Source organism: Pseudomonas fluorescens (assembly GCF_001623525.1).
Lineage (GTDB): Bacteria > Pseudomonadota > Gammaproteobacteria > Pseudomonadales > Pseudomonadaceae > Aquipseudomonas > Aquipseudomonas fluorescens_Q.
This window is the reverse complement of the sequence record NZ_CP015225.1, coordinates 4,056,846-4,078,301: the sequence shown is the minus strand read 5'-3', so window position 1 is coordinate 4,078,301 and position 21,456 is coordinate 4,056,846. Positions and strand designations below refer to the sequence as shown.

The 21,456-nt window shown below is 62.8% G+C and carries 21 protein-coding genes; 10 read left to right on the top strand and 11 right to left on the bottom strand.

Annotated features, from left to right (window positions below):
- Positions 1-2: 2 nt before the first annotated feature.
- Both TK06_RS17535 and TK06_RS17530 read left to right on the top strand, forming a co-directional pair.
- Positions 3-620 carry a DUF4136 domain-containing protein gene (locus tag TK06_RS17535; protein ID WP_063323104.1) on the top strand — a complete coding sequence of 206 codons (618 nt, stop codon included), beginning with the start codon at positions 3-5 and terminating at the stop codon, positions 618-620.
- A 20-nt stretch (positions 621-640) separates the two neighbouring features.
- Positions 641-1,195, top strand: a complete 555-nt coding sequence (locus TK06_RS17530) for a DUF4136 domain-containing protein (protein WP_063323103.1) — start codon at positions 641-643, stop codon at positions 1,193-1,195.
- Positions 1,196-1,287: 92 nt separating this feature from the next.
- Here the strand turns inward: TK06_RS17530 and TK06_RS17525 are convergent, their stop codons facing one another.
- Positions 1,288-2,142, bottom strand: coding sequence for a MaoC family dehydratase (locus TK06_RS17525; protein ID WP_063323102.1), 855 nt, complete (start codon positions 2,140-2,142; stop codon positions 1,288-1,290).
- A 2-nt stretch (positions 2,143-2,144) separates the two neighbouring features.
- The gene (locus TK06_RS17520; RefSeq protein ID WP_063323101.1) at positions 2,145-3,497 is read right to left on the bottom strand and encodes a 3-oxoacyl-ACP reductase; all 1,353 of its coding nucleotides are present in this window, start codon (positions 3,495-3,497) and stop codon (positions 2,145-2,147) included.
- A gap of 194 nt (positions 3,498-3,691) precedes the next feature.
- Between TK06_RS17520 and TK06_RS17515 the strand changes: the two genes are divergently transcribed.
- Positions 3,692-4,969 carry an acetyl-CoA C-acetyltransferase gene (locus TK06_RS17515; protein ID WP_063323100.1) on the top strand — a complete coding sequence of 426 codons (1,278 nt, stop codon included), beginning with the start codon at positions 3,692-3,694 and terminating at the stop codon, positions 4,967-4,969.
- On the opposite strand, the gene TK06_RS17510 is transcribed toward TK06_RS17515, so the two are convergent.
- On the bottom strand, positions 4,956-5,984 hold the full coding sequence (locus tag TK06_RS17510) for a bile acid:sodium symporter family protein (protein WP_063323099.1): 1,029 nt from the start codon (positions 5,982-5,984) through the stop codon (positions 4,956-4,958). The genes TK06_RS17515 and TK06_RS17510 overlap by 14 nt on opposite strands.
- 79 nt (positions 5,985-6,063) lie before the next feature.
- Between TK06_RS17510 and TK06_RS17505 the strand changes: the two genes are divergently transcribed.
- Positions 6,064-6,855: an AraC family transcriptional regulator gene (locus TK06_RS17505; RefSeq protein WP_063323098.1), complete on the top strand. Its 792-nt coding sequence runs from the start codon at positions 6,064-6,066 to the stop codon at positions 6,853-6,855.
- A gap of 239 nt (positions 6,856-7,094) precedes the next feature.
- Positions 7,095-7,988: a PA4780 family RIO1-like protein kinase gene (locus tag TK06_RS17500; protein WP_014336406.1), complete on the top strand. Its 894-nt coding sequence runs from the start codon at positions 7,095-7,097 to the stop codon at positions 7,986-7,988.
- A 291-nt stretch (positions 7,989-8,279) separates the two neighbouring features.
- Here the strand turns inward: TK06_RS17500 and cueR are convergent, their stop codons facing one another.
- The 3 genes from cueR to TK06_RS17485 form a co-directional block, all read right to left on the bottom strand.
- Positions 8,280-8,693 carry a Cu(I)-responsive transcriptional regulator gene (gene cueR, locus TK06_RS17495; RefSeq protein ID WP_063323097.1) on the bottom strand — a complete coding sequence of 138 codons (414 nt, stop codon included), beginning with the start codon at positions 8,691-8,693 and terminating at the stop codon, positions 8,280-8,282.
- On the bottom strand, positions 8,690-11,083 hold the full coding sequence (locus TK06_RS17490; protein ID WP_063323096.1) for a heavy metal translocating P-type ATPase: 2,394 nt from the start codon (positions 11,081-11,083) through the stop codon (positions 8,690-8,692). Before TK06_RS17490 ends, cueR begins: the two co-directional genes overlap by 4 nt.
- Positions 11,084-11,187: 104 nt before the next feature.
- Positions 11,188-11,571, bottom strand: a complete 384-nt coding sequence (locus TK06_RS17485; RefSeq protein WP_063323095.1) for a hypothetical protein — start codon at positions 11,569-11,571, stop codon at positions 11,188-11,190.
- A 148-nt stretch (positions 11,572-11,719) separates the two neighbouring features.
- On the opposite strand from TK06_RS17485, the gene TK06_RS17480 reads away from it, so the two are divergent.
- Both TK06_RS17480 and TK06_RS17475 read left to right on the top strand, forming a co-directional pair.
- Positions 11,720-11,917, top strand: a complete 198-nt coding sequence (locus tag TK06_RS17480) for a heavy-metal-associated domain-containing protein (protein WP_063323094.1) — start codon at positions 11,720-11,722, stop codon at positions 11,915-11,917.
- 95 nt (positions 11,918-12,012) lie between these two features.
- Positions 12,013-13,215, top strand: coding sequence for a multidrug effflux MFS transporter (locus TK06_RS17475; protein ID WP_063323093.1), 1,203 nt, complete (start codon positions 12,013-12,015; stop codon positions 13,213-13,215).
- Between the two features lies 1 nt (position 13,216).
- Here the strand turns inward: TK06_RS17475 and TK06_RS32765 are convergent, their stop codons facing one another.
- Together TK06_RS32765 and TK06_RS17470 are read right to left on the bottom strand one after the other, a co-directional pair.
- A complete protein-coding gene (locus TK06_RS32765) occupies positions 13,217-13,387 on the bottom strand; it encodes a hypothetical protein (protein ID WP_170845930.1) in 171 nt (56 codons plus the stop codon).
- Positions 13,388-13,561: 174 nt separating this feature from the next.
- On the bottom strand, positions 13,562-14,575 hold the full coding sequence (locus TK06_RS17470) for a zinc-binding alcohol dehydrogenase family protein (protein WP_063323092.1): 1,014 nt from the start codon (positions 14,573-14,575) through the stop codon (positions 13,562-13,564).
- Between the two features lie 113 nt (positions 14,576-14,688).
- Here TK06_RS17470 and TK06_RS17465 point away from each other — a divergent pair, with 113 nt between their 5' ends.
- The 3 genes from TK06_RS17465 (at position 14,689) to TK06_RS17455 (ending at position 17,981) form a co-directional block, all read left to right on the top strand.
- Positions 14,689-15,618 (top strand): LysR family transcriptional regulator, encoded by a 930-nt coding sequence (locus TK06_RS17465; protein WP_063323091.1) that lies wholly within the window; start codon positions 14,689-14,691, stop codon positions 15,616-15,618.
- 141 nt (positions 15,619-15,759) lie between these two features.
- Complete coding sequence (locus TK06_RS17460) at positions 15,760-16,494, top strand: ArsR/SmtB family transcription factor (protein WP_063323090.1); 735 nt, start codon at positions 15,760-15,762, stop codon at positions 16,492-16,494.
- 110 nt (positions 16,495-16,604) lie between these two features.
- A complete protein-coding gene (locus TK06_RS17455) occupies positions 16,605-17,981 on the top strand; it encodes an MFS transporter (protein ID WP_063323089.1) in 1,377 nt (458 codons plus the stop codon).
- Between the two features lie 170 nt (positions 17,982-18,151).
- On the opposite strand, the gene TK06_RS17450 is transcribed toward TK06_RS17455, so the two are convergent.
- The 3 genes from TK06_RS17450 to TK06_RS17440 all read right to left on the bottom strand — a co-directional run bounded on the left by TK06_RS17450 (position 18,152) and on the right by TK06_RS17440 (position 21,321).
- Complete coding sequence (locus TK06_RS17450; protein ID WP_003197486.1) at positions 18,152-19,105, bottom strand: adenosine deaminase; 954 nt, start codon at positions 19,103-19,105, stop codon at positions 18,152-18,154.
- A gap of 83 nt (positions 19,106-19,188) precedes the next feature.
- Positions 19,189-20,154, bottom strand: a complete 966-nt coding sequence (locus TK06_RS17445; RefSeq protein WP_063323088.1) for a 2-oxoglutarate and iron-dependent oxygenase domain-containing protein — start codon at positions 20,152-20,154, stop codon at positions 19,189-19,191.
- An 84-nt stretch (positions 20,155-20,238) separates the two neighbouring features.
- On the bottom strand, positions 20,239-21,321 hold the full coding sequence (locus TK06_RS17440) for a BMP family ABC transporter substrate-binding protein (RefSeq protein ID WP_063323087.1): 1,083 nt from the start codon (positions 21,319-21,321) through the stop codon (positions 20,239-20,241).
- Positions 21,322-21,456 lie beyond the last annotated feature (135 nt).

Below are 21,456 nucleotides of genomic sequence, written 5' to 3'. Positions count from 1 at the left end.
AAATGAAAGGTCGTTCAGGGTTGTTGATGCTGTGCCTGGGACTGGCGGCCTGCCAGGGCAGCAACCCCTATGTCGCCACGTCCAATCCACTGCCACCGGCGCCGGCCGAGGCCGCCACGGTGTTCGACCGCAGCGCTTACCCCGCGCCGCCCCGTGACTATGGGCGCTATCGCAGTTGGGCCTGGCGCGACGGGCGCTTGCCGTCGGGTTCCGCCTGGGCGGATTCGGCCCAAGTGGCCGAAGCGGTGAGCAATGCCCTGGACCAGCGTGGCCTGCGCCCGCTGCATGACAACCGGCCCGCCGACCTGTTCGTCAGCGCCGACCTGCGTCTGGAAACCCGCGTGCGCCAGGTCCGGGATGACTATGATGCCGGTTACTATGGCGGCTATAACCGTTATGACCGCTATGGCCCGGGTTATGGGATGTACCATCCGGTGCCGATGGTGCGCACGTATCAGGAGCAGGTCGTGGTGGTGCGGGTGGATCTGTTCGATGCCCGCACGGGGCAACCGGTATGGAGCGCCAGCGCCGAGACCGGCCAGCGGGGCAGTCAAAGCGAGCGCACCGATGCCATTCGTGCGGCGGTGGAAAAAGCCATGTCGGCGTATCCTCCAAGTTGATTACGCAACGGAGAAAAACCATGTTTCGCCGTCTTGCTCTACTGGCCTTCACCCTGTTGTTGGGCGCTTGTGCCTCTAATCAGGTCAACCATGATTTCGACACCAGCCGCGATTTCGCGGCGTATCGCAGTTGGAGCTGGAAAGACCCGGCGCTGCAATATCGCCCCGATGACCCTCGCATCAAGAGCGACCTGACCGAACAGCGAATCCGCCAGGCGGTTGCCGATCAACTCGACCAGCGCGGCTTGCGTCCGGCGGCTGGCGGGCATGGCGATGTGCTGGTCCAGGCCTATTTGATCGTCGAGGACCGCCAGCAGCAGGTCACCACCAACTACGGCGGCGGGTGGGGCGGCCCTTGGAATGGCTATTGGGGCGGGCCGATGTACAACGAAACCCGCAACATCAGCTACAAGGTCGCCACCGTGCAGATCGACCTGCTCGATGGTAAGGACGGCAAGCTGGTGTGGCGTGGCAGTGACGAACAACTGCTCAGCAATTCCCCCAACCCGGCTGACCGCAACACGGCCGTGCGCGAGACGGTTGGGCGAATCCTGTCCAACTACCCGCCGCGCTGACCGCAGCGCATTCAAGATGGATGCGAGCTGACCCACCGCCATCGCGAGCAAGCTCGCTCCCACTGGGGGGGCGGTGAATACCATTGACCTGCTCAGGCCACCGGCCGCCACTCTCCTACCATATGCTCCAAACCCCCAGCCCCCATCAGTTGCAGTTGCCCACTGGACCCCGCCGCACTCGCCAGCAGCGTCACCTCGCTGGGCAGGCGCACCGGTTTCTTGAAGGTCACTTCGATCTCGATGTTGGCCTCGGGCAAGTGATCGTCCAGCGCCGCGAGGGTCCTGGCCTTGTTCCACAGGCCATGGGCGATGGCGGTGGGGAAGCCGAACAACCGGGCGCTGATGCCGCTCAGGTGAATGGGGTTGTAGTCGCCAGACACTTTGGCATATTGCCGCCCGATGTCTGCCGGTGCGGTCCAGTGCGCGACTTCAATCAAGGGCCGGCTGGCCTGCGGTGAGTCCTCCACAAGTGCCCCGTCGAGCTGGACGCCTTTGCAAAGCATCTGGCTCTGGGCCTCCCATAGCGGCCCCAACTGATCATCGAGGCGGGTCACCAGGTCGAATACCGCGCCCTTGGGGTGGGCTTGAAGATTCTCGACATTGACGCTGGCACGCACTTGGCCAACCCCGCCCATGGGCCGCAATACACGAATGCGGTTGCTCAAGTGGATCAGCCCCAGCAGTGGGAATGGAAAATTCCGCGCGGTGAGCAATTGCATTTGCAGGGCAAACGCCAAGACGTGGGGATAGGTCGGCGGCAGCAGTCCGTTATCGACGAAACCGCAGACTTTGCGATAGGCCGCCAGCCGTTGCGGGTCGACCTGAAGCACCTGGCGCAGGCCCTCCTCGGGCAAGGTCGTTCCGGTGACCTTGCGCCGTGTCGCCGCTTTCGAATAAAGCCCGGACATGGAGGGCGGGCTGCTGACTTCATGCCATTGGATCGTCATGGTCACGCTCCCAGAAGGCTTTGCCCACATACCCGCAGGGCCTGGCCGGTCACGGCACCCGTGCCCGGTTGCGCCAGCCATGCAACGGCTTCGGCGACATCCTGGGGCAAGCCGCCCTGGCCCAGGGAACTCATGCGCCGCCCGGCTTCGCGTAGCGCGAAGGGAACCTCGGCGGTCATGCGCGTTTCAATGAAACCCGGCGCCACGGCGTTGATGCTGATGCCCCGTGGTTGCAACAACGGCGCCCAGGCCTGGGCCAAGCCGATCAGCCCGGCCTTGCTCGCCGCGTAGTTGGTCTGCCCACGGTTGCCGGCAATGCCGCTGATGGAGGCCAGCAGCACGACGCGGCCGTTATCATGCAGGGTGCCGCTGTCGAGCAGGGCCTTGGTCAGCACTTGCGGGGCGTTGAGGTTGACGGCCAACACGGCGTCCCAGAATTCCGGGGTCATGTTGGCGAGGGTCTTGTCCCGGGTGATGCCGGCGTTGTGCACCACGATGTCGACGCCGTCGGGCAGGTGCTCGATCAACTGGGCGGCGGCATCTTCGGCGCAGATATCCAGTGTGACGCTGCGCCCGCTCAAGCGAGCAGCCAAGGCGTCGAGGTCGGTCTTGGCCTGCGGCACGTCCAGCAGGATCACGTCGGCGCCATCACGGGCCAGGGTTTCGGCGATGGAAGCGCCGATCCCGCGGGCTGCACCGGTGACCAGTGCCTTGAGCCCGGTCAGTGGTCGGGTCCAGTCCTGGACCTGGATGTCACAGGCGTTGAGGCGAATGACCTGCCCGGAGATGAAGGCGCTCTTGGGCGACAGGAAAAACCGCAGTGCGCCTTCCAGCTGGGCTTCGGCGCCGTCGCCGACGTACAGCAGTTGCAGTGTCCCACCGTGGCGCAGCTCTTTGGCCAGGGAACGGCTGAAACCCTCCAACGCCCGCTGGGCACTGGCGGCGAATGGGTCGGCAAGACTTTCTGGCGCGCGACCGAGGATGACGACATGGGCGCTGTGGTCGAGGTTTTTCATCAGCGGCTGGAAAAATTCCCGCAACTGCTTGAGCTGGTCGACCTGCAGCAAATGGCTGGCGTCGTACACCACCGCCTTGATTTTCGGCCCATGGCCGGGGATCCACTCGGTGGCCAGGGTCGGCTCGCCGCCGTAGATGAAGATGGTGTCGGTCAGGCGCTTGGCAAACGTGCCGATCTGTTCGGTCAACGGCCCGCCGCCCAGTAGCAATGCGCCTTCGATCGGCCGCAGGCGCCCGGCCTGCCAGCGTTCCAGGCGCACCGGCGATGGCAGGCCGAGGGACCCGACCATGCGCCGGCCAATGGGCGAATTGGCGAAGTCGATATAACGGTCAGACATGGAACACACTCCGGCTGATGAGGTTCCAAGTGTGGACCATGATTGGCAATCAGTCGTTCGATTGGCGAGATAAAGCCTAAGCTTGAGCGGGAGCGCTTTTTCCAGGGCACCGAATTCCTGTGGGAGCAAAGTTTGCTCCCACAGGGTTCGGTTGAGTCTTCATAGGGCACTAGACCTACACAGGGGAGTTCTTCATGACACAACTACGCCGCGTCGCGATCATCGGTGGTAACCGCATTCCGTTCGCCCGCTCCAACGGGGCCTATGCCACCGCCAGCAACCAGGCGATGTTGACAGCTGCCCTCGAGGGGCTGATCGAACGCTACAACCTGCATGGCTTGCACATCGGCGAAGTGGCTGCCGGTGCGGTGCTCAAGCACTCCCGGGATATGAACATGACCCGCGAATGCGTGCTCGGCTCGCGGCTGTCACCGATGACGCCGGCCTATGACGTACAACAGGCCTGTGGCACCGGGCTGGAAACGGTGCTGCTGGTGGCCAACAAGATCGCCCTGGGGCAGATCGACAGCGGTATTGCCGGCGGCGTCGACACCACCTCGGATGCGCCGATCGCGGTCAATGAAGGCCTGCGCAGGATCCTGCTGCAAGCCAATCGCGCTAAGACCACCGCCGACAAGATCAAGACCTTCCTGCAACTGCGTCCCCAGCACCTCGTCCCCGATCTGCCGCGCATCAACGAGCCGCGCACCGGCCTGAACATGGGGGAGCATTGCGAATTGATGGCCCAGACCTGGCAGATCCCCCGGGAGGCGCAAGACCAGTTGGCCCTGGAAAGCCATCAGAAAATGGCCGCGTCCTATGCCGAAGGTTGGCAGAACGACTTGATGACACCGTTTCTTGGCCTGACCCGGGACAACAACCTGCGCCCGGACCTGACCCTGGAAAAACTCGCTGCCCTCAAGCCGGCCTTCGAAAAAAGCGCCAAGGGCACAATGACCGCGGGCAACTCCACGCCACTGACCGATGGCGCTTCGTTGGTGCTGCTGGGCAGCGAAGAGTGGGCCAAGGCCCGAGGCCTGCCGATCCTGGCGTACCTGCGCGACGGCGAAACGGCAGCGGTGGATTTCGTCAATGGCGCCGAAGGACTGTTGATGGCCCCGGTCTACGCCGTGCCGCGGTTGCTGGCGCGCAACGGCTTGACCTTGCAGGACTTTGATTACTACGAGATCCATGAAGCGTTCGCCGCCCAAGTGTTATGCACGCTGAAGGCCTGGGAAGACCCGGACTACTGCAAGACGCGCCTGGGCCTCGATGCGCCACTCGGGTCCATCGACCGCAGCCGGTTGAACGTCAAGGGCAGTTCCCTGGCCGCCGGGCACCCGTTTGCCGCCACGGGCGGGCGCATTGTCGCCAACCTCGCCAAGTTGCTTGATGCCGCCGGGCGAGGTCGCGGCTTGATCTCCATCTGCGCCGCCGCAGGCCAGGGGGTGACGGCGATTATCGAGCGTTGAGGACGGCGCCGTCCTGGCGGGACGCCAGTTCCCGGTGATGGCTGGCGTAGCGTTCGGCGAGGATCGAGCAGACGATCAACTGCAGCGGGTGATAGATCATGATCGGCAGCAGGATCAGCCCCAGGCCGGGATGGTTGCCGAAAATCAACGCCGCCATGGGTACTCCGGCGGCGAGGGATTTTTTGCTGGCACAGAACACCGCGGCAACCTCATCGGCGCTGCTGAAGTGCAGGGCGCGGGCGGTGCGGGTGGTCGCCCACAAAATGATCGCCAACAGTACGGCACTGCCAAGCACTGCGCTCAAGAGCACACCGTGGCCTTGCTGTTGCCAGATGCCGGATACCATCGAGTTGCAGAACGCCGCGTAGACCAGCAGCAGGATCACCAGCTTGTCGATGATGCTGGTGTAGCGTTTGTACCGACCGAAAAAGCCGGCCAGCCAACGCCGCAGGAACTGCCCCAGCACCAGTGGCAGAAGCAACATCAGGCACAGGTCGAGCAAGGTTGACCCCAGGTCGATGCCTCCGGCGCCGCTGCCGACCACGAAACTGACCAGCAGCGGGGTCAGAAAAATCCCCAGTACGCTGGACAGGCTCGCGTTGAGAATCGCCGCCGGCACGTTACCTTTTGCACTGCCAGTCAGGGCCACCGAGGAAGAAATCGTCGAGGGCAGGGCGCACAGGTAGAAGAACCCCAGCATCAACAGCGCAGGCACATGGCTGCCGACTAGCCAGTGGCTGATCAGCCAGATCAATGGAAACACGCCAAAGGTGAAACCCTGCACCATCACATGCAGGCGGATGTTCTTCAAACCGTGGCGGATCTGTTCGCCGGACAGGTTGACCCCGTGCAGGAAGAACACCACGAAGATGCCGATGTTGACCACCCATTCGGCATGCATGGCACCGCCCGTGGCGCCAAAGGTGGGAAAGAAGTACGCCAGCAGCGTGGCGAGCACCATGCCGCACAGGAACCAGTCGGTCACCATGCGTTTGAGGTGTCTGAAGATATGCATAGGGCACCGCATGTTGTAAGAAAAGTCGACTTAGCCTAACGTCGTTCCCATCAGTCGTCTTGCGACATAAGGCCAATCAATGCCGCCTAACGGACACCGACAGCTCGAACGCCACATCCCCGACCTGGTGCAATTGCCCAGGCCGCTGTACGCCCGTGTCGAAAGCTTGAGCGCCGGTTCCTGGACGCAAGCCCATCGTCATGACTGGGTGCAGTTTTCCTACGCCATCAGCGGCGTTCTCGGCGTACACACCGCCGCCGGCAGCTTCTTCGCCCCACCACAACGGGGCATCTGGATCCCGGCCGACCTGGAACATCAGGTGGTGACCTCCACTCGAGCGGAAATGCGCAGCTTGTATGTCCATCGTCACGCCTGCCCCTGGGCCGATGAGCGCTGTCGGGTGCTGGAAGTCACGCCACTGGCCCGTGAGTTGATCAAGGTGTTCTGTCAGCTTCCGGTCGATTACCCGCAAGGCGATACCCAGGAACAACGGTTGGTGCAGGTGTTGCTGGACCAACTGGCGACCCTGCCGGAAGTGGGATTCTCCCTGCCGCTGCCGCGACATGCCCGTCTGCTGGGGCTGTGTAATGAGTTGATCGAACAGCCTGAGCAGAACGTCACCTTGCACGCCTGGGCTGAGCGTCTGGGTACGTCGGAAAAAACCCTGATGCGCCTGTTTCAGCGCGAGACCGGCCTGAGCTTTCGCGCCTGGCGCCAGCGCATGCGCCTGTTGTCGTCCCTGGGGTCGCTGGAGCAGGGCGACAGCGTCACCAGCGCTGCGTTGTCCTGTGGCTATGATTCAACGTCCGCGTTCATTGCCGCGTTCAAGGGGATGTTCGGCTTTACGCCGGGGGAACTGTTCAAGCATTGAGTCGTCGCATCGCTTACAACCGACGGTAGGCACGGCTGTCAGCTCTTGTCGCAAATGCCTTCGCATTCAGTTGCCAACGCCAAGTCCGGTCTCGGCTATGATTCGGCTCGGTCGATTAATCAGGCACATTGTGTGCATCGCAAGTTCATAGGTCGGCAACCCCTCCCCGTGGAGGAAGGATTGCCGTATAACGACTGTCATTCGCGTGTTTGGTAATAAAGGACCCACAATAAAAGCTGATGAAGACTCCAAAACGCATTGAACCCCTGATCGAGGACGGTCTGGTCGACGAGGTGCTGCGCCCACTCATGAGTGGTAAAGAAGCAGCTGTTTATGTGGTGCGCTGCGGTAACGAGCTACGTTGCGCGAAGGTCTACAAGGAGGCGAACAAGCGAAGTTTTCGTCAGGCGGCCGAATATCAGGAGGGCCGCAAGGTCCGCAACAGCCGTCAGGCCCGGGCCATGGCCAAGGGCTCGAAGTTCGGGCGCAAGGAAACCGAGGACGCCTGGCAGAATGCCGAAGTGGCGGCACTGTTCCGCCTGGCAAGCGCGGGGGTGCGCGTGCCCAAGCCATACGACTTCCTGGAAGGCGTGCTGCTGATGGAACTGGTGGCCGACGAGTACGGCGATGCAGCGCCGCGTCTGAACGACGTGGTGCTGGAGCCGGACCAGGCCCGTGAATATCACGCCTATCTGATTTCCCAGATCGTGCTGATGCTGTGTACCGGTCTGGTGCACGGCGACCTGTCGGAGTTCAACGTCCTGCTCACGCCGACCGGGCCGGTGATCATCGACCTGCCTCAGGCCGTGGATGCGGCGGGTAACAACCATGCTTTCAGCATGTTGGAGCGGGACGTGGGCAACATGGCGTCCTACTTCGGCCGGTTCGCTCCGGAGCTCAAGCGCACCAAGTACGCGAAGGAAATGTGGGCGCTGTATGAAGCCGGCACCTTGCATCCGGCCAGTGTGTTAACCGGCGAGTTCGACGAGCCGGAAGAGCTGGCGGATGTCGGCGGGATCATGCGCGAGATCGAGGCCGCGCGCCTGGACGAGGAACGTCGCCAGGCCGTCCGCGCCGCCGATGATGCCCCGCCCGGCAAGACCGAAGAACCACCGCCGCCGTGGATGCAATGATCGGCTGAATGGAAACCCGGCCATGGCCGTAATGCTGTTCACTTAAGGCCATCGACAAAACCCGTGGCGAGGGAGCTTGCTCCCGCTGGGCCGCGAAGCGGCCCCTAAACCTGCCAAATGCGCAGCATCAGACACACCGCACCCGCCGGTTTACGACTGCTTCGCAGCCGAGCGGGAGCAAGCTCCCTCGCCACAGGTCCCTCATTTTCTTGAATGAATAGCATTAGGCCAAGGCCGGGTTTTCTGTAGGCACTGCAAAATCCTAGACCCACCGCGCTCCCACTGGGAATGTCAGAGGGGTGCGTTTTCCTGGCAACACCCCGACGCCAGTTCCTTGAGGATCGGGCAATCCGGACGGTGGTCGCCGTGACAGTGTTCCACCAGGTCCTGGAGGGTGTCGCGCAGTTCGGCCAGTTCGCGGATTTTCTGGTTCAGCTCATCGATGTGTTGCCGGGCCAGGGCCTTGACGTCGGCGCTGGCGCGCTGGCGGTCTTGCCAGAGGGTCAGCAATTTGCCGACCTCTTCCAGGGAAAACCCCAAGTCGCGGGAGCGCTTGATGAACGCCAGGGTGTGCAGGTCATCGGCGCCGTAGATCCGGTAGCCGCTGTCGGTGCGATGGGCGGCCTTGAGCAGGCCGATGGACTCGTAGTAACGGATCATCTTCGCGCTCAGGCCACTCTGGCGGGCCGCTTGGCCGATGTTCATCGCTTGTCCTCCAACTGCTTGGGTGTCCAGAACTTCAACAGTAACGCATTGCTGACCACGCTGACGCTCGACAACGCCATGGCCGCGCCGGCCAGCACCGGGTTGAGAAAACCGAACGCCGCCAGGGGGATGCCGATCAAGTTATAGACGAACGCCCAGAACAGGTTCTGGCGGATCTTGGCGTAGGTCTTGCGGCTGATATCCAGCGCCGCCGGCACCAGTCGCGGATCGCCGCGCATGAGGGTGATGCCCGCGGCATGCATCGCCACGTCGGTGCCGCCGCCCATGGCAATGCCGATATCGGCGGCGGCCAGGGCCGGGGCGTCGTTGATGCCGTCGCCGACCATCGCCACTACCGAGTGTGTTTTCAACTGCTGGACGATGGCGGACTTATCCGCCGGCAGCACTTCGGCATGGACCTGGGTGATCCCCAGCGCCTCGGCCACCACCCGGGCGCTACCCCGGTTATCGCCCGTGAGCAAGTGACTGGCGATGTGGCGCTCATTGAGGGCCTGTACGGCAGCGAGGGCACCGGGCTTGAGCGTGTCACCGAAGGCGAACAGGCCCAGCACCCGAGGCGTCGCGCCTTGTTCGATCAGCCAGGACAACGTGCGGCCTTCGGTCTCCCAGGACTGTGCCGACTCGGCCAGCGAGCCGGGGTCCAGGCCCAGTTCGTCCAGCAGGCGTCGATTGCCCAGGGCCAGGCGGCGTCCGTCGAGGCTGCCGGCGATACCGCGTCCAGCCAAGGACTGGCTGTCGCTGACATCCGGCACATCCAGGCCGCGCTCGGCGCAGGCATCCAGTACGGCTTTGGCAAGCGGGTGCTCACTGCCGCGTTGCAGTGCGCCGGCCATTTTCAGCAGCGCGTCTTCATCACCTTCCAGGGCCGTCAAGTGGGCGATGCGCGGTGTACCGGAGGTCAGGGTGCCGGTCTTGTCGAACACCACGGTGTTGACTTCATGGGCACGCTCCAGCGCCTCGGCGTCCTTGATCAGAATCCCGTGGCGCGCGGCCACGCCGGTGCCGGCCATGATCGCCGTGGGCGTTGCCAGGCCCAGGGCGCAGGGGCAGGCGATCACTAGCACGGCGACGGCGTTGATCAGCGCGGTTTCCAGCGGCGCACCGTACAGCCACCAGCCGATCAGCGTGGCCAAGGCCAGCACCAGCACCACCGGCACGAAGACCTGGCTGACTTTATCCACCAGTTTCTGAATCGGGGCCTTGGCCGCCTGGGCGTCTTCTACCAGGCGGATGATGCGCGCCAGGACGGTTTCGGTACCCAGGGCCAGCGTGCGTACCAGCAGCCGACCTTCGCCGTTGATGGCGCCGCCGGTGACTTTGTCGCCGGGCTGCTTGGGCACCGGCAGGCTTTCACCGCTGATCAGCGCTTCGTCGGCGTGGCTCTGGCCTTCCAGTACTTCGCCGTCCACCGGGAAGCGTTCGCCGGGCTTGACCAGCACCAGGTCATTCAAGCGCAGGGCACTGATGGCAACATCCCGCTCCTGGCCATCGATCACCTGGATCGCCCGTTCCGGACGCAAGGCTTCGAGGGCGCGGATGGCGCTGGCGGTTTGTCGCTTGGCGCGGCTTTCCAGATATTTGCCGAGCAGTACCAGGGCAATCACTACGGCCGAGGCTTCGAAGTACAGGTGCGGCATGCCGCCAGGGCGGGCGATCACCCATTCATAAAGGCTCAAGCCGTAGCCGGCGCTGGTGCCCAGGGCCACCAGCAGGTCCATGTTCCCGGCACCGGCACGCACGGCCTTGAAGGCGGCGACGTAGAAACGCGCACCGAAGATGAATTGCACCGGCGTCGCCAGGGCGAACTGCACCCAGGCCGGGAGCATCCAATGCACGCCGAACGGCTGCAGCAGCATCGGCAGTACCAGTGGCACGGACAGCGCAATCGCCAGCACCAATATCAGGCGCTCACGGTTCAGACGGTTGGCCTGCGTGTCGGCGGGCTGTTCGGCCTGCCAGACAGTGGCGTCATAGCCGGCGCGCTTGACCGCATCGATCAGGTTTTGTGGATCCACCTGGCCGAGCAGTTCGAGGTGGGCCCGCTCATTGGCAAGGTTGACGCTGACCTTGTTCACACCGTCGACTTTGCCCAAGGCGCGTTCGACCCGGCCGACACAGGAAGCGCAGGTCATGCCTTCGATATTCAGTTCCAGGGTGTGCACCGGAACGCTATAGCCTGCCTGTTCGACGGCCTGCTTCAAGGCCGGCAGGCTACCTTCGGGGGCCTGGACACGCGCCAGTTCCGTGGCCAGGTTGACGCTGACGGCACTGGCACCGGTGACTTTGCTCAAGGCCCGCTCGACCCGTCCGGCGCAGCTGGCGCAGGTCATGCCGGCAATGGGTAGATCGAATGTGGTGGATTCGGACATCGGTCACGCTCCCTGTAGTGAATGACTACAGGATCAACCTTGCCATGTTGGCAAGGTCAAGCGCCAATCCTCTGTGGGAGCGAGCCACAGGTTCAAGTGGCGTGTCAGTAACCGAGCCCCGCCTGCTTGAGGTACATGCCTTGTTCATTCATGGCGATGCGGAACTTCAGAATGTCACCGGCCTTGAGGGTGATGTTTTGCGACCCTGGCGCGAGCATGCCCGGGTTGCACCCCGGTGCCTGGCCTGGCAGCAACTTCAGGCGCAAGGAGAACTGGCCCGGCGGCAGGTTGAACGAGGTGCTTTGCTCCTGGAACAGCCTGGCCGAGAGCTGATCCTGGATGTAGATGCCGATTTCGCAACTGGTCGCCACTTCCAGGCGCTCGCGAGAAATGATCAACACGCCGTAGTCTTCGCCGGCGGCCGATGCCTGGGGCGCCACCGCTGAAAAACCGAGCATGCAAAACAGGCTGAACGCTGACCAGCGCATGGCTGAACCTCCGGTGTTAAATCCTTGATGTGTGCAGCTTGGCTGAGCGCGATGCCGATTGCCAGCCCGGCAGTTTTTGTCAGAACTTGACCTTGCCATGATGGCAAGCTTGAGACTGCTGGCAACCTCAATCCCAAGGAGTTATCTCATGCAAACTTTCAATGTCCAGGGCATGTCCTGCGGTCACTGTGTCAAGGCCATCACCCAGGCGCTCAAGTCCAAGGACCCGGCGGCCGATGTGCAAATCGACCTGGGCGCCAAGACTGTTCAGGTCCAGAGTTCGTTGCCGGCCGATGCCGTGCTCGCGGCCATCAAGGAGGAGGGCTACGAGGCCAGCCCTGCTTGAAGTTTTTTAATCGTTAGCGACCTACCGGAATGTTCAAGAGCGTCCGGCACGGCTAGACTGTCGGGCTGTCGAACGACGCCTGAGCTGGACGCCCGATGAACCTCCGTACCATTCTGATTCTTGGCGCCTTGAGCGCTTTCGGTCCCTTGGCGATCGACTTCTACCTGCCTGCCTTTCCGGCGATGGCCACGGCCTTCGGTACCGATGAAAAACACATCCAGTTGACCCTGGCGGCCTATTTCCTCGGCTTGTCCATCGGGCAACTGGCCTATGGGCCGGTGGCGGACCGGTTCGGGCGGCGCATTCCGCTGCTGACTGGCGTCGGCCTGTTCACTCTGGCCTCCCTGGCCTGCGCCTATGCGCCGAGCCTGGAATGGCTGATCGGCGCCCGTTTCGTCCAGGCCCTGGGTGGATGCGCCGGGATGGTGATCTCGCGGGCGGTGGTCAGCGACAAATGCGATGCGGTGGGTTCGGCCAAGGTGTTTTCGCAGTTGATGCTGGTGATGGGCCTGGCGCCGATTCTCGCGCCGATGCTGGGCGGGTTGCTGGTGAACCTGCATGGCTGGCAGTCAATTTTCATTGCCCTGACCCTGTTCAGTGCATTGGCGTCGACGGCGGTGGCCTTGTGGCTGCCGGAAAGTTTGCCGGACTATGTGCCTCGGCAACCGTTGTCGGGGGCGTTGCGCCAATATGGCCGGTTATTGACCGACGCTGTCTTCCTCGGCCATGCGCTGACGGGGGGTATCGCTATCGCTGGGATGTTTGCCTACATCGCCGGTTCGCCTTTCGTCTTTATCAAGCTCTACGGTGTACCGGCCGAACATTTCGGTTGGCTGTTCGGCACCAACGCGGCGGGCTTCATCCTGGTTGCGCAGGTCAACGCCCGGTTGCTGTCCAAGCGCGGCCCGGCGTTCCTGCTGAGCCGCGCGGTATGGGTCTACCTGGGCGCCGGGCTGAGCCTGCTGGCCGTCAGTTCATTGCAACCTGCGCAGTTGTGGCCGCTGCTGGTTCCGCTGTTTATCTGCATCGCCAGCTTGGGTTGCATCCTGCCCAATGCCTCGGCCTGCGCCATGAACGGGCAGGGCGCCCGGGCCGGCAGTGCTTCGGCGATGCTGGGATGCCTGCAGTTTTCCGTCGCCGCCGGGGCAGCCTCGTTGGTGGCGGCGCTGCATGACGGCACCGCCGTGCCAATGGCGCTGGTCATCAGCCTGTGCGGGCTGTTGGTGGTGGGCGCAGCGATGCTGACTCGTCGCCTGCAAAATGCCCGGGCATTGGCCCAGGCCAGTCGCGAGGGCTGACTCAGCCGACCGCGCGCTGCTGTTGTTCGGGGAAATGATGGGGCGCGAGGATCCGCGCTTGCAGGGTGCTGGCGAAGGCCTGGGCTTCGGCCTCGGTACGGAAGGTGACGACGTGCTGGTCAAGGCGCACTTGCCACTGGGATTTTGCCACTTCTTTTATCAGGATCTTCATTGCTGACCTCCTCACGAAAAGATTGCGTTGCAAAGGCCTCGAGTGTAGACCCGAATGCGATCGCAATTGTGACAAGGATCAATTCTCGGACTGACGGTGCGGTCCCAAGTTAATGCAACACCTGTGGAGAGGGAGCAAGCTCCCTCTCCACAGGTGAAGTGTTTCGACCTGCCGTCAGAAGCCCTCGAGCACAATCTTGCCCTTGGACTTGCCGCTTTCCAGCAAGGCATGCGCCCGGCGCAGGTTCTCGGCGTTGATGGTGCCGAAATGTTCGCCAACCGTAGTCTTCAGTGTGCCTGCGTCGATCAGGGCGGCCACGCGGTTGAGCAGTTTGTGCTGTTCAAGCATGTCGGCCGTTTCGAACAGCGAGCGGGTGTACATGAATTCCCAATGCAACGACAGGCTCTTGCGCTTGAGCTTGGTTACGTCCAACGCCTTGGGATCGTCGATCAGCGCCAGTTTGCCCTGGGGCGCGAGGGCTTCGACCAACTGGTCCAGATGCTGGTCGGTCTGGGTCAGGCTGGCGACGTGAGTCACCTGGGGCTGGCCCGCTTCTTTCAACACTTCGCTCAATGGCTGGCTGTGGTCGATCACCAGGTCGGCACCCAGGTTGCGCACCCATTCCTGGGTTTGCGCACGGGACGCGGTGCCAATCACCTTCAGCCCGGTGAGTTGGCTGGCCAGTTGCGTCAGGATCGAACCCACGCCTCCCGCAGCGCCGACGATCAACAGGCTCTGGCCCAGGTCGCGTTGGCCTTCCTGGATTTGCAGGCGCTCGAATAGCAACTCCCAGGCGGTAATGGCCGTCAGCGGCAGCGCCGCCGCTTCGGCGAAACCGAGGGTCTTGGGCATGTGGCCGACGATGCGCTCATCCACCACGTGCAGCTCGCTGTTGCCGCCGGCCCGGGCGATGGAGCCGGCATAGAACACCTGGTCCCCGGCCTTGAACAGCGTGACCTCGTTGCCCACCGCCTTGACCACTCCGGCCACGTCCCAGCCCAGCACCTTGGCCGCGCCGTCTTCGGGCTGGACGTTCTGGCGGACCTTGGTGTCCACCGGGTTGACCGAAATAGCCTTGACCTCCACCAGCAGGTCCCTGGGACCGGCGACCGGTTCTGGTAGCTCGATGTCCTGGAGCGATTGTGGGTCAGTGATAGGCAACGAGTGGTAGTAGGCGATGGCTTTCATGAAGCGGCTCCGTGAGATGAATTCGATGGAGGCCATGTTTAGCTATTTATCGTCGAGATAAAACCGGCTAAAAGAACAGGCTCTTTCAATGTTTTTTTGATAATGGAGTCGTCATGCTTCGCTTCGATGACTTGCAGTTGTTTGTCCGGGCGGCGGACCTGGGCAGTCTTTCGGCTGCGGCCAGGGTCATGGACCTGTCGGCGGCGGTGGCCAGTGCCGCGTTGAAACGGATCGAGCAGCACCTCGGCGCGCGGCTGTTGGCCCGTTCCACCCGTAGCCTGCGCCTGACGGCCGAAGGCGAGGGCTTTCTCGAATATGCCCGGGCCGCATTGAGCAGCCTTGACGAGGGCCGGCGGTTGTTGACCAGTGGCCAGGACCAGGTCAGTGGGGTGTTGCAGTTGTCCGCACCGTCGGACCTGGGACGCAACCTGCTGCTGCCCTGGCTGGACGCGTTCCAGCGCGAGCACCCCGGGCTGACGGTGCGGCTGTTGCTGGGCGATCGCATAGCCGATCTGTTCAAGCAGCCGGTGGACATCGCCTTGCGTTATGGCGATCCGGAAGATTCGAGCCTGGTCGCCCTGCCCATCGCCGCGGATAACCGCCGGGTGCTGTGCGCATCGCCGGACTATCTGGATCGCCACGGTGCACCCCATCAGTTGGAACAACTGGCCCAGCACAACTGCCTGTTGTACATGCTGGGCAGTCGGGTCCATGACCGATGGGGTTTTCATGACGGCAAACGGGAAGTGAGCCTCACCGTCAGTGGCGACCGTTTCAGTGACGACGCCGATGTGGTGCGACGCTGGGCGGTGGCGGGTGCCGGGATTGCCTATAAATCGTGGCTGGATGTGTCCACAGACGTGCAGGCCGGACGCTTGAAGATCCTCTTGCCGCACCTGCAATGCGAACGCGCGCCCCTCAATCTGCTGTGTGCCCACCGGGCGCAATTAAGCAAGCCCATCAACCTTTTGCGGGACATGCTCCAGGCCCGCTGCGGTGAGTTGACGGCTCGTTTTCCAGTCTTGACGGGGGCCGGCCATTAGTCGCGGGCAAATAGAGAATTTTCCCTCAGGAACAATCGCCTCCAAAGGTTTCCGGAGGACAGGAAAGCTCGACCGCCCCGCTTATACTATCGGCCGCCTGCGCCAGAGCAGTAGACGAATGATTCAACAGGGAGTGAATACATGGAACATGCACCTTGCATCAGCCAGATCGCCACGCTGCTGGCTGACCCCAAGCGCAGCGCAATGATGTGGGCCTTGATGGACGGCACGGCCCGCCAGGCCGAGGAGTTGGCATTGCTCGCCGGGTTGTCGCCGTCCTCGGCCAGCGCGCATCTGGGACGCCTGTCCGCTGGAGGCCTGTTGAAAGTCGAAGCCCGGGGCCGCAAGCGGTTTTTCCGCCTGGCAGCCCCTGAAATCGGCGCTGCCGTCGAAGCGCTGGCCAGCGCGACGCTGGTCAGTACGCCGCGCCAGATCCCGGACATCTTCAAGCGCCGGGTCATGCCAACCAAAGCGCCGTCGGCTCCCACGTCGTTGATGCGGGCCAGACTTTGCGACGATCACTTGGGGGGCACCCTGGCGGCTGACCTGTATCAGCAGCTGCTGGATGCCGGGTGGATCGAGCAGTTCGAGCAGCGGGTGATCGTCACCCACAAAGGCGCCAATCAGTTGGCCGAACGTGGCCTGTTCATCCAGGCCCTGGCCCATCGCAACGCCCGCATTGCCTGTGCCTGCCCGGACTGGAGCGAGCGTCGTCCACACCTGGGGGGCGCGCTGGGGGCGGCCCTGCTGCAACTGTTCATGCAGTCGGGCTGGCTGAGCTTGCCGAACGATTCGCGAGCCCTGCAGGTGACGACGCTCGGCCAGCAGGAAATCCAGCGGTTCGCCCGGCAGGACACGGTGGAGATGGCAATCTAGAGAACGCTCGATGCGTCGCTCAGGGCTGTCGGCAGGTCGTATTCAGCAATAGCCACCTGCGAGGTTCGCGCACACTCGGTCCGGGGAATTATCGGATTGGGGGAGGCAGCATGGACACTCACGGCTACAGTGCGGCGGAACGATTGGAACGGTTGCCCATCAGCGGTTACCACCGGGTCATCTTCATCATCATCGCCTTGGCGTTTTTCTTTGACTCCATGGACCTGGCGATGATGACGTTCCTGTTGGGATCGATCAAAGCCGAGTTCGGCCTGAGTACCGCCCAGGCCGGTTTGCTTGCCAGCTCCAGCTTCTTCGGCATGGTGGTGGGGGCGTCGCTGTCGGGCATGCTGGCCGATCGTTTCGGGCGCAAGCCGGTGTTCCAGTGGAGCATCGTGCTGTGGGGCATTGCCAGTTACTTGTGCTCCACGGCCCAGGACATCGAGACCTTGACGCTGTTTCGCATCCTGCTGGGCATCGGCATGGGCATGGAATTTCCGATTGCCCAGTCGATGCTTTCGGAGCTGATCCCGGCCAAGCGTCGGGGCCGCTACATCGCCTTGATGGACGGCTTCTGGCCGCTGGGTTTCGTGGCGGCGGGGGTGCTGTCGTATTTCCTGCTGCCGGTGGTCGGCTGGCGCGACATCTTTCTGGTGCTGGCGGTGCCGGCGGTGTTTGTCCTGGCGATTCGTTTCTTCATTCCCGAGTCGCCGCGCTGGCTGGAGCAAGCCGGTCGGGGCGATGAAGCGGACGCGGTGCTCAAGCGAATCGAAGACAAGGTCCGGACCTCGCTGGGGTATCAGAACCTGCCGGAGCCGATCCGTTTGCCAAGGGTTGAGAGCACGCCAGGCAATTTCTTTTCGGCCCTGGCGCAGATCTGGTCACCGCTGTATCGCCAGCGCACGATGATGATCTGGAGCGTCTGGTTCTTTGCCTTGCTCGGTTTCTACGGCCTGACGTCCTGGCTCAGCGCGTTGTTGCAGCAGTCGGGGTTCGCGGTGACCCAGTCGGTGTATTACACGGTGCTGATTTCCCTGGGCGGGATTCCCGGTTTCTTGATGGCGGCCTGGCTGGTGGAGCGCTGGGGGCGCAAACCGGTGTGCGTCATCACGCTGTTGGGCGGTGGGGTGATGGCGTTTCTGTATGGGCAGAGCGCGGTGTTTGGCGGCAACGTCGGCCTGTTGATCGGCACCGGGTTGCTGATGCAGTTTTTCCTGTTCGGCATGTGGGCGGTGCTCTACACCTACACGCCGGAGCTGTACCCCACCTCGGCCCGGGCCACGGGCTCAGGCTTTGCTTCGGCGGTGGGACGCATCGGTTCGCTGCTCGGCCCGCTGGTGACCGGCCTGGTCTTTCCCATCACCGGCCAGGGTGGCGTGTTCGCCCTGGGCGCGTTGTGCTTCGCCGTGGCGGCGGGGGTGGTCTGGTTGTTCGGGATGGAGACCCGGGGCAAGACGTTGGAGGAGTTGAGCGAGGCGATAAGGTGATAGGCATTCCCGTGGCGAGGGAGCTTGCTCCCGCTGGGCTGCGTAGCAGTCCTCTCGTCACATGAACGAAACCCATCGGTTGCGACCGCTTCGCGCTCGAGCGGGAGCAAGCTCCCTCGCCACAGGTTGTTCTTTGTTCCCTGTGGTGGGGGCCGCTCATTTCCACAACGCTAAGGTTTTACCAGCCGCGCATCCAGGCTGTTCTGCGCCAGGCGCTTGGCCTGGTCCTGGGTCATGCCCAGATGGGTATACAGCGCGTGGAAGTTCTCGGTGACGTAGCCGCCGAAGTACGCCGGGTCATCGGAGTTCACCGTCACCTTCACACCGCGTTCGAGCATGTCGAGGATGTTGTGCTGCGACATGTCGTCGAACACGCACAGCTTGGTGTTGGACAGCGGGCACACGGTCAGCGGAATCTGCTCGTCGATGATCCGCTGCATCAGTCGCTCGTCTTCAATGGCTCGCACGCCATGGTCGATGCGCTGGATCTTCAGCAGGTCCAGGGCTTCCCAGATGTACTCGGGCGGACCTTCTTCGCCGGCGTGGGCGACAGTCAGGAAGCCTTCGTTGCGTGCGCGGTCGAATACGCGCTGGAACTTGCTCGGTGGATGGCCCATTTCCGAGCTGTCCAGGCCCACGGCCACGAAGGCCTCGCGGAACGGCAGCGCCTGGTCGAGGGTCTTCTCGGCTTGTTCTTCGCTCAGGTGGCGCAGGAAACTCAGGATCAGGCCGCTGGTGATGCCCAGTTGCTGCTCACCGTCCTTGAGGGCGGCGGCGATGCCGTTGAGCACCACTTCGAACGGGATACCACGGTCGGTGTGGGTCTGCGGGTCGAAGAACGGTTCGGTGTGGATCACGTTCTGCGCCTTGCAACGCAACAGGTAGGCCCAGGTCAGGTCATAGAAATCCTGGGAGGTGCGCAGCACATCGGCGCCCTGGTAATACAGATCGAGGAATTCCTGCAGGTTGTTGAAGGCATAGGCCTTGCGCAGGGTATCGACGTCGCTCCACGGCAGGGCGATCTTGTTGCGTTCGGCCAGGGCGAACAGCAGTTCGGGCTCCAGCGAGCCTTCCAGGTGCAGGTGCAGTTCAGCCTTGGGCAGGGCGTTCAGCCAGTCGTACATGGTCTTTTCTCATCAGCGAATCGATGGCGGGCATTCTACAGGGGCTGGTCGCAATGTCGGCTAAAACCTGACCGGCTGATCCACTACAGCGCTTGCGGCTCCCGCCGGTAAGCATAGGTGTCGGCGAAGCGCGACAGCAGGAATTCGGCGCAGGTCGTCGTTGGGTACTTTGGCGGGTGGGCGTCATCCTGGCAACCGGGCAGACATTGAATCAGCGTGTCGGGGTGCGGCTCGGCAAAGAACGGCATCGAGTACCGGTCCACCCCCAGCGGGCTGATCACTCGATGCGGCGTCGACAGGTAACGGTCGTTGCTCCAGCGCGCCATCATGTCGCCGAGGTTGACCACGAAGGTGCCGTCGATGGGCGGCGCGTCGATCCATTGGCCGTTGACGTTGCGCACTTGCAGGCCGCCGGCGGCATCCTGGTAGAGCAGGGTGATGCAACCGTAGTCGGTATGGGCGCCCGCACCTTGTTGCTCGGCGCTGCTGGCGGTCTGGCGTGGTGGGTAATGAATCAGGCGCAGCACGCTGACCGGGTCGTTGAAGCGCGTGTCGAAAAAGTCCCGCTCGATACCCAGGGCCAGGGTCATGGCCCGCAGCAGCGTTTGGGCAAGGGCCTGCATGTCGCGGTAATGCTGCTCCATCAAGCTTTCCCAGCCGCTCAGGCTTGGGTGTCGGTTGGGGCCGCGCAGCGGTTTTTCCGCGAGGACTTCGGGATGATCGGCCGGCAAGTGCAGGCCCATGTCGAAGGTTTCCTTCAGATCGCTGGGCTTGGTCGGGTCCAGTTGTTCGGTGGCGACGGCGCCGTAGCCACGGTGGTGGCGGGTCTGGGTGATGTCGATCTTGAGTTTTTCTTCGACGGGCAGGGCGAAGAAGCGTTGGGCGTTGTCCAGCACCTCGGCGATACGCGCCGGGCTGATGGGATGACCCTTGATGTAGAAAAAGCCCCATTGGCGGCAGGCGTGGTCGATCTGCTCGGCGACGGTTTGCCAGGCGCTGGGCTCGTCGCCGTAGAGCTGGCTGATGTCGATGATGGGCAGGCTGTTCATGCGGCTTTCCTGGCTTGGAATAGGAGCCCCATGTGGGAGCGAGCAAGCTCTCTCCCACAATAGGTTTTGGGTTGGTTTTGGGGACTATTTGGGAATCTCAGCCTTCATGCCTTCGACGTAATAATTCATCGACGCCAGTTCCGCGTTGGTGGCGCTCACGCCCGCCGGGATTTTCTCGACGCCGGCCTGGTCCTTGATCGGGCCGGTGAACGGATGGAAGGTCCCGCTCTCGATGTCAGCGATGATCTGTTCGGCTTCGCCCTTGACCGCTGCCGGCACCAGGTCGCTGATCGGCAGTTTCACCGTGCCTTCTTTCAGGCCGCCCCAGTAGTCCTGGGATTTCCAGTTGTGGTCGAGCACGCTTTGGGTTGCCTGGATGTAATGCGGGCCCCAGTCATTGACGATGGAGGTCAGCACCGCCTTGGGACCGAAGTGAGCCATGTCCGAAGCGTAGCCCACCGCGTAGACGCCGCGTCGCTCGGCAGCCTGGATCGGCGCCGGGCTGTCGGTGTGCTGGAACACCACGTCCACGCCCTGGTCGATCAGCGCGTTGGCGGCGTCGGCTTCCTTGCCCGGGTCGAACCAGGAGTTGACCCACACCACTTTGATCTCGCTGCCGGGGTTGTACTTGTTCAGGGCCAGTTGGATGGCGTTGATGTCGCGGATGACTTCCGGGATCGGGAAGGACGCTACGTAGCCGATCTTCTTGGTCTTGGTCATCTTGGCCGCGAGAAAACCACCAACGTAGCGGCCCTCATAGGTGCGAGCCAGGTACGTGCCCAGGTTCTTGTCCTGCTTGTAGCCGGTGGCGTGTTCGAAGATCACCTTGGGAAACTGCTTGGCGACTTTCAGTGTCGGGTTCATGTAGCCGAAGGAGGTGGTGAAGATCAGGTCGTATTTGTCCTTGGCCATGTTGCGGATCACCCGCTCGGCATCGGCACCCTCTGGCACGTTTTCCACGTAGTTGGTGGTGATCTGCTCGCCGAATTTCGCCGCCAGCTCCTTGCGCCCTTGTTCATGCTGATAGGTCCAGCCGTGATCGCCGATCGGACCGATGTAGACGAAGCCGACCTTCAGCGGGTCGGCGGCACTGGCATTCAGGCCGGCGCCCAGGCCGACGGCGGCGACAACGGCGCAAAGCAACTTCTTCAAGGGGCGTTTGTGCATGAACTCGAACTCCATTTTGTTGTGAGGTTGGCTGTACGGCACCAATGCAAAATGCTGACCAACAAGACAACTAATCGACACGGTCCAATTGTGGCGAGGGCGCTTGCTCCCGCTCGGTCGCGCAGCGACCGTAAA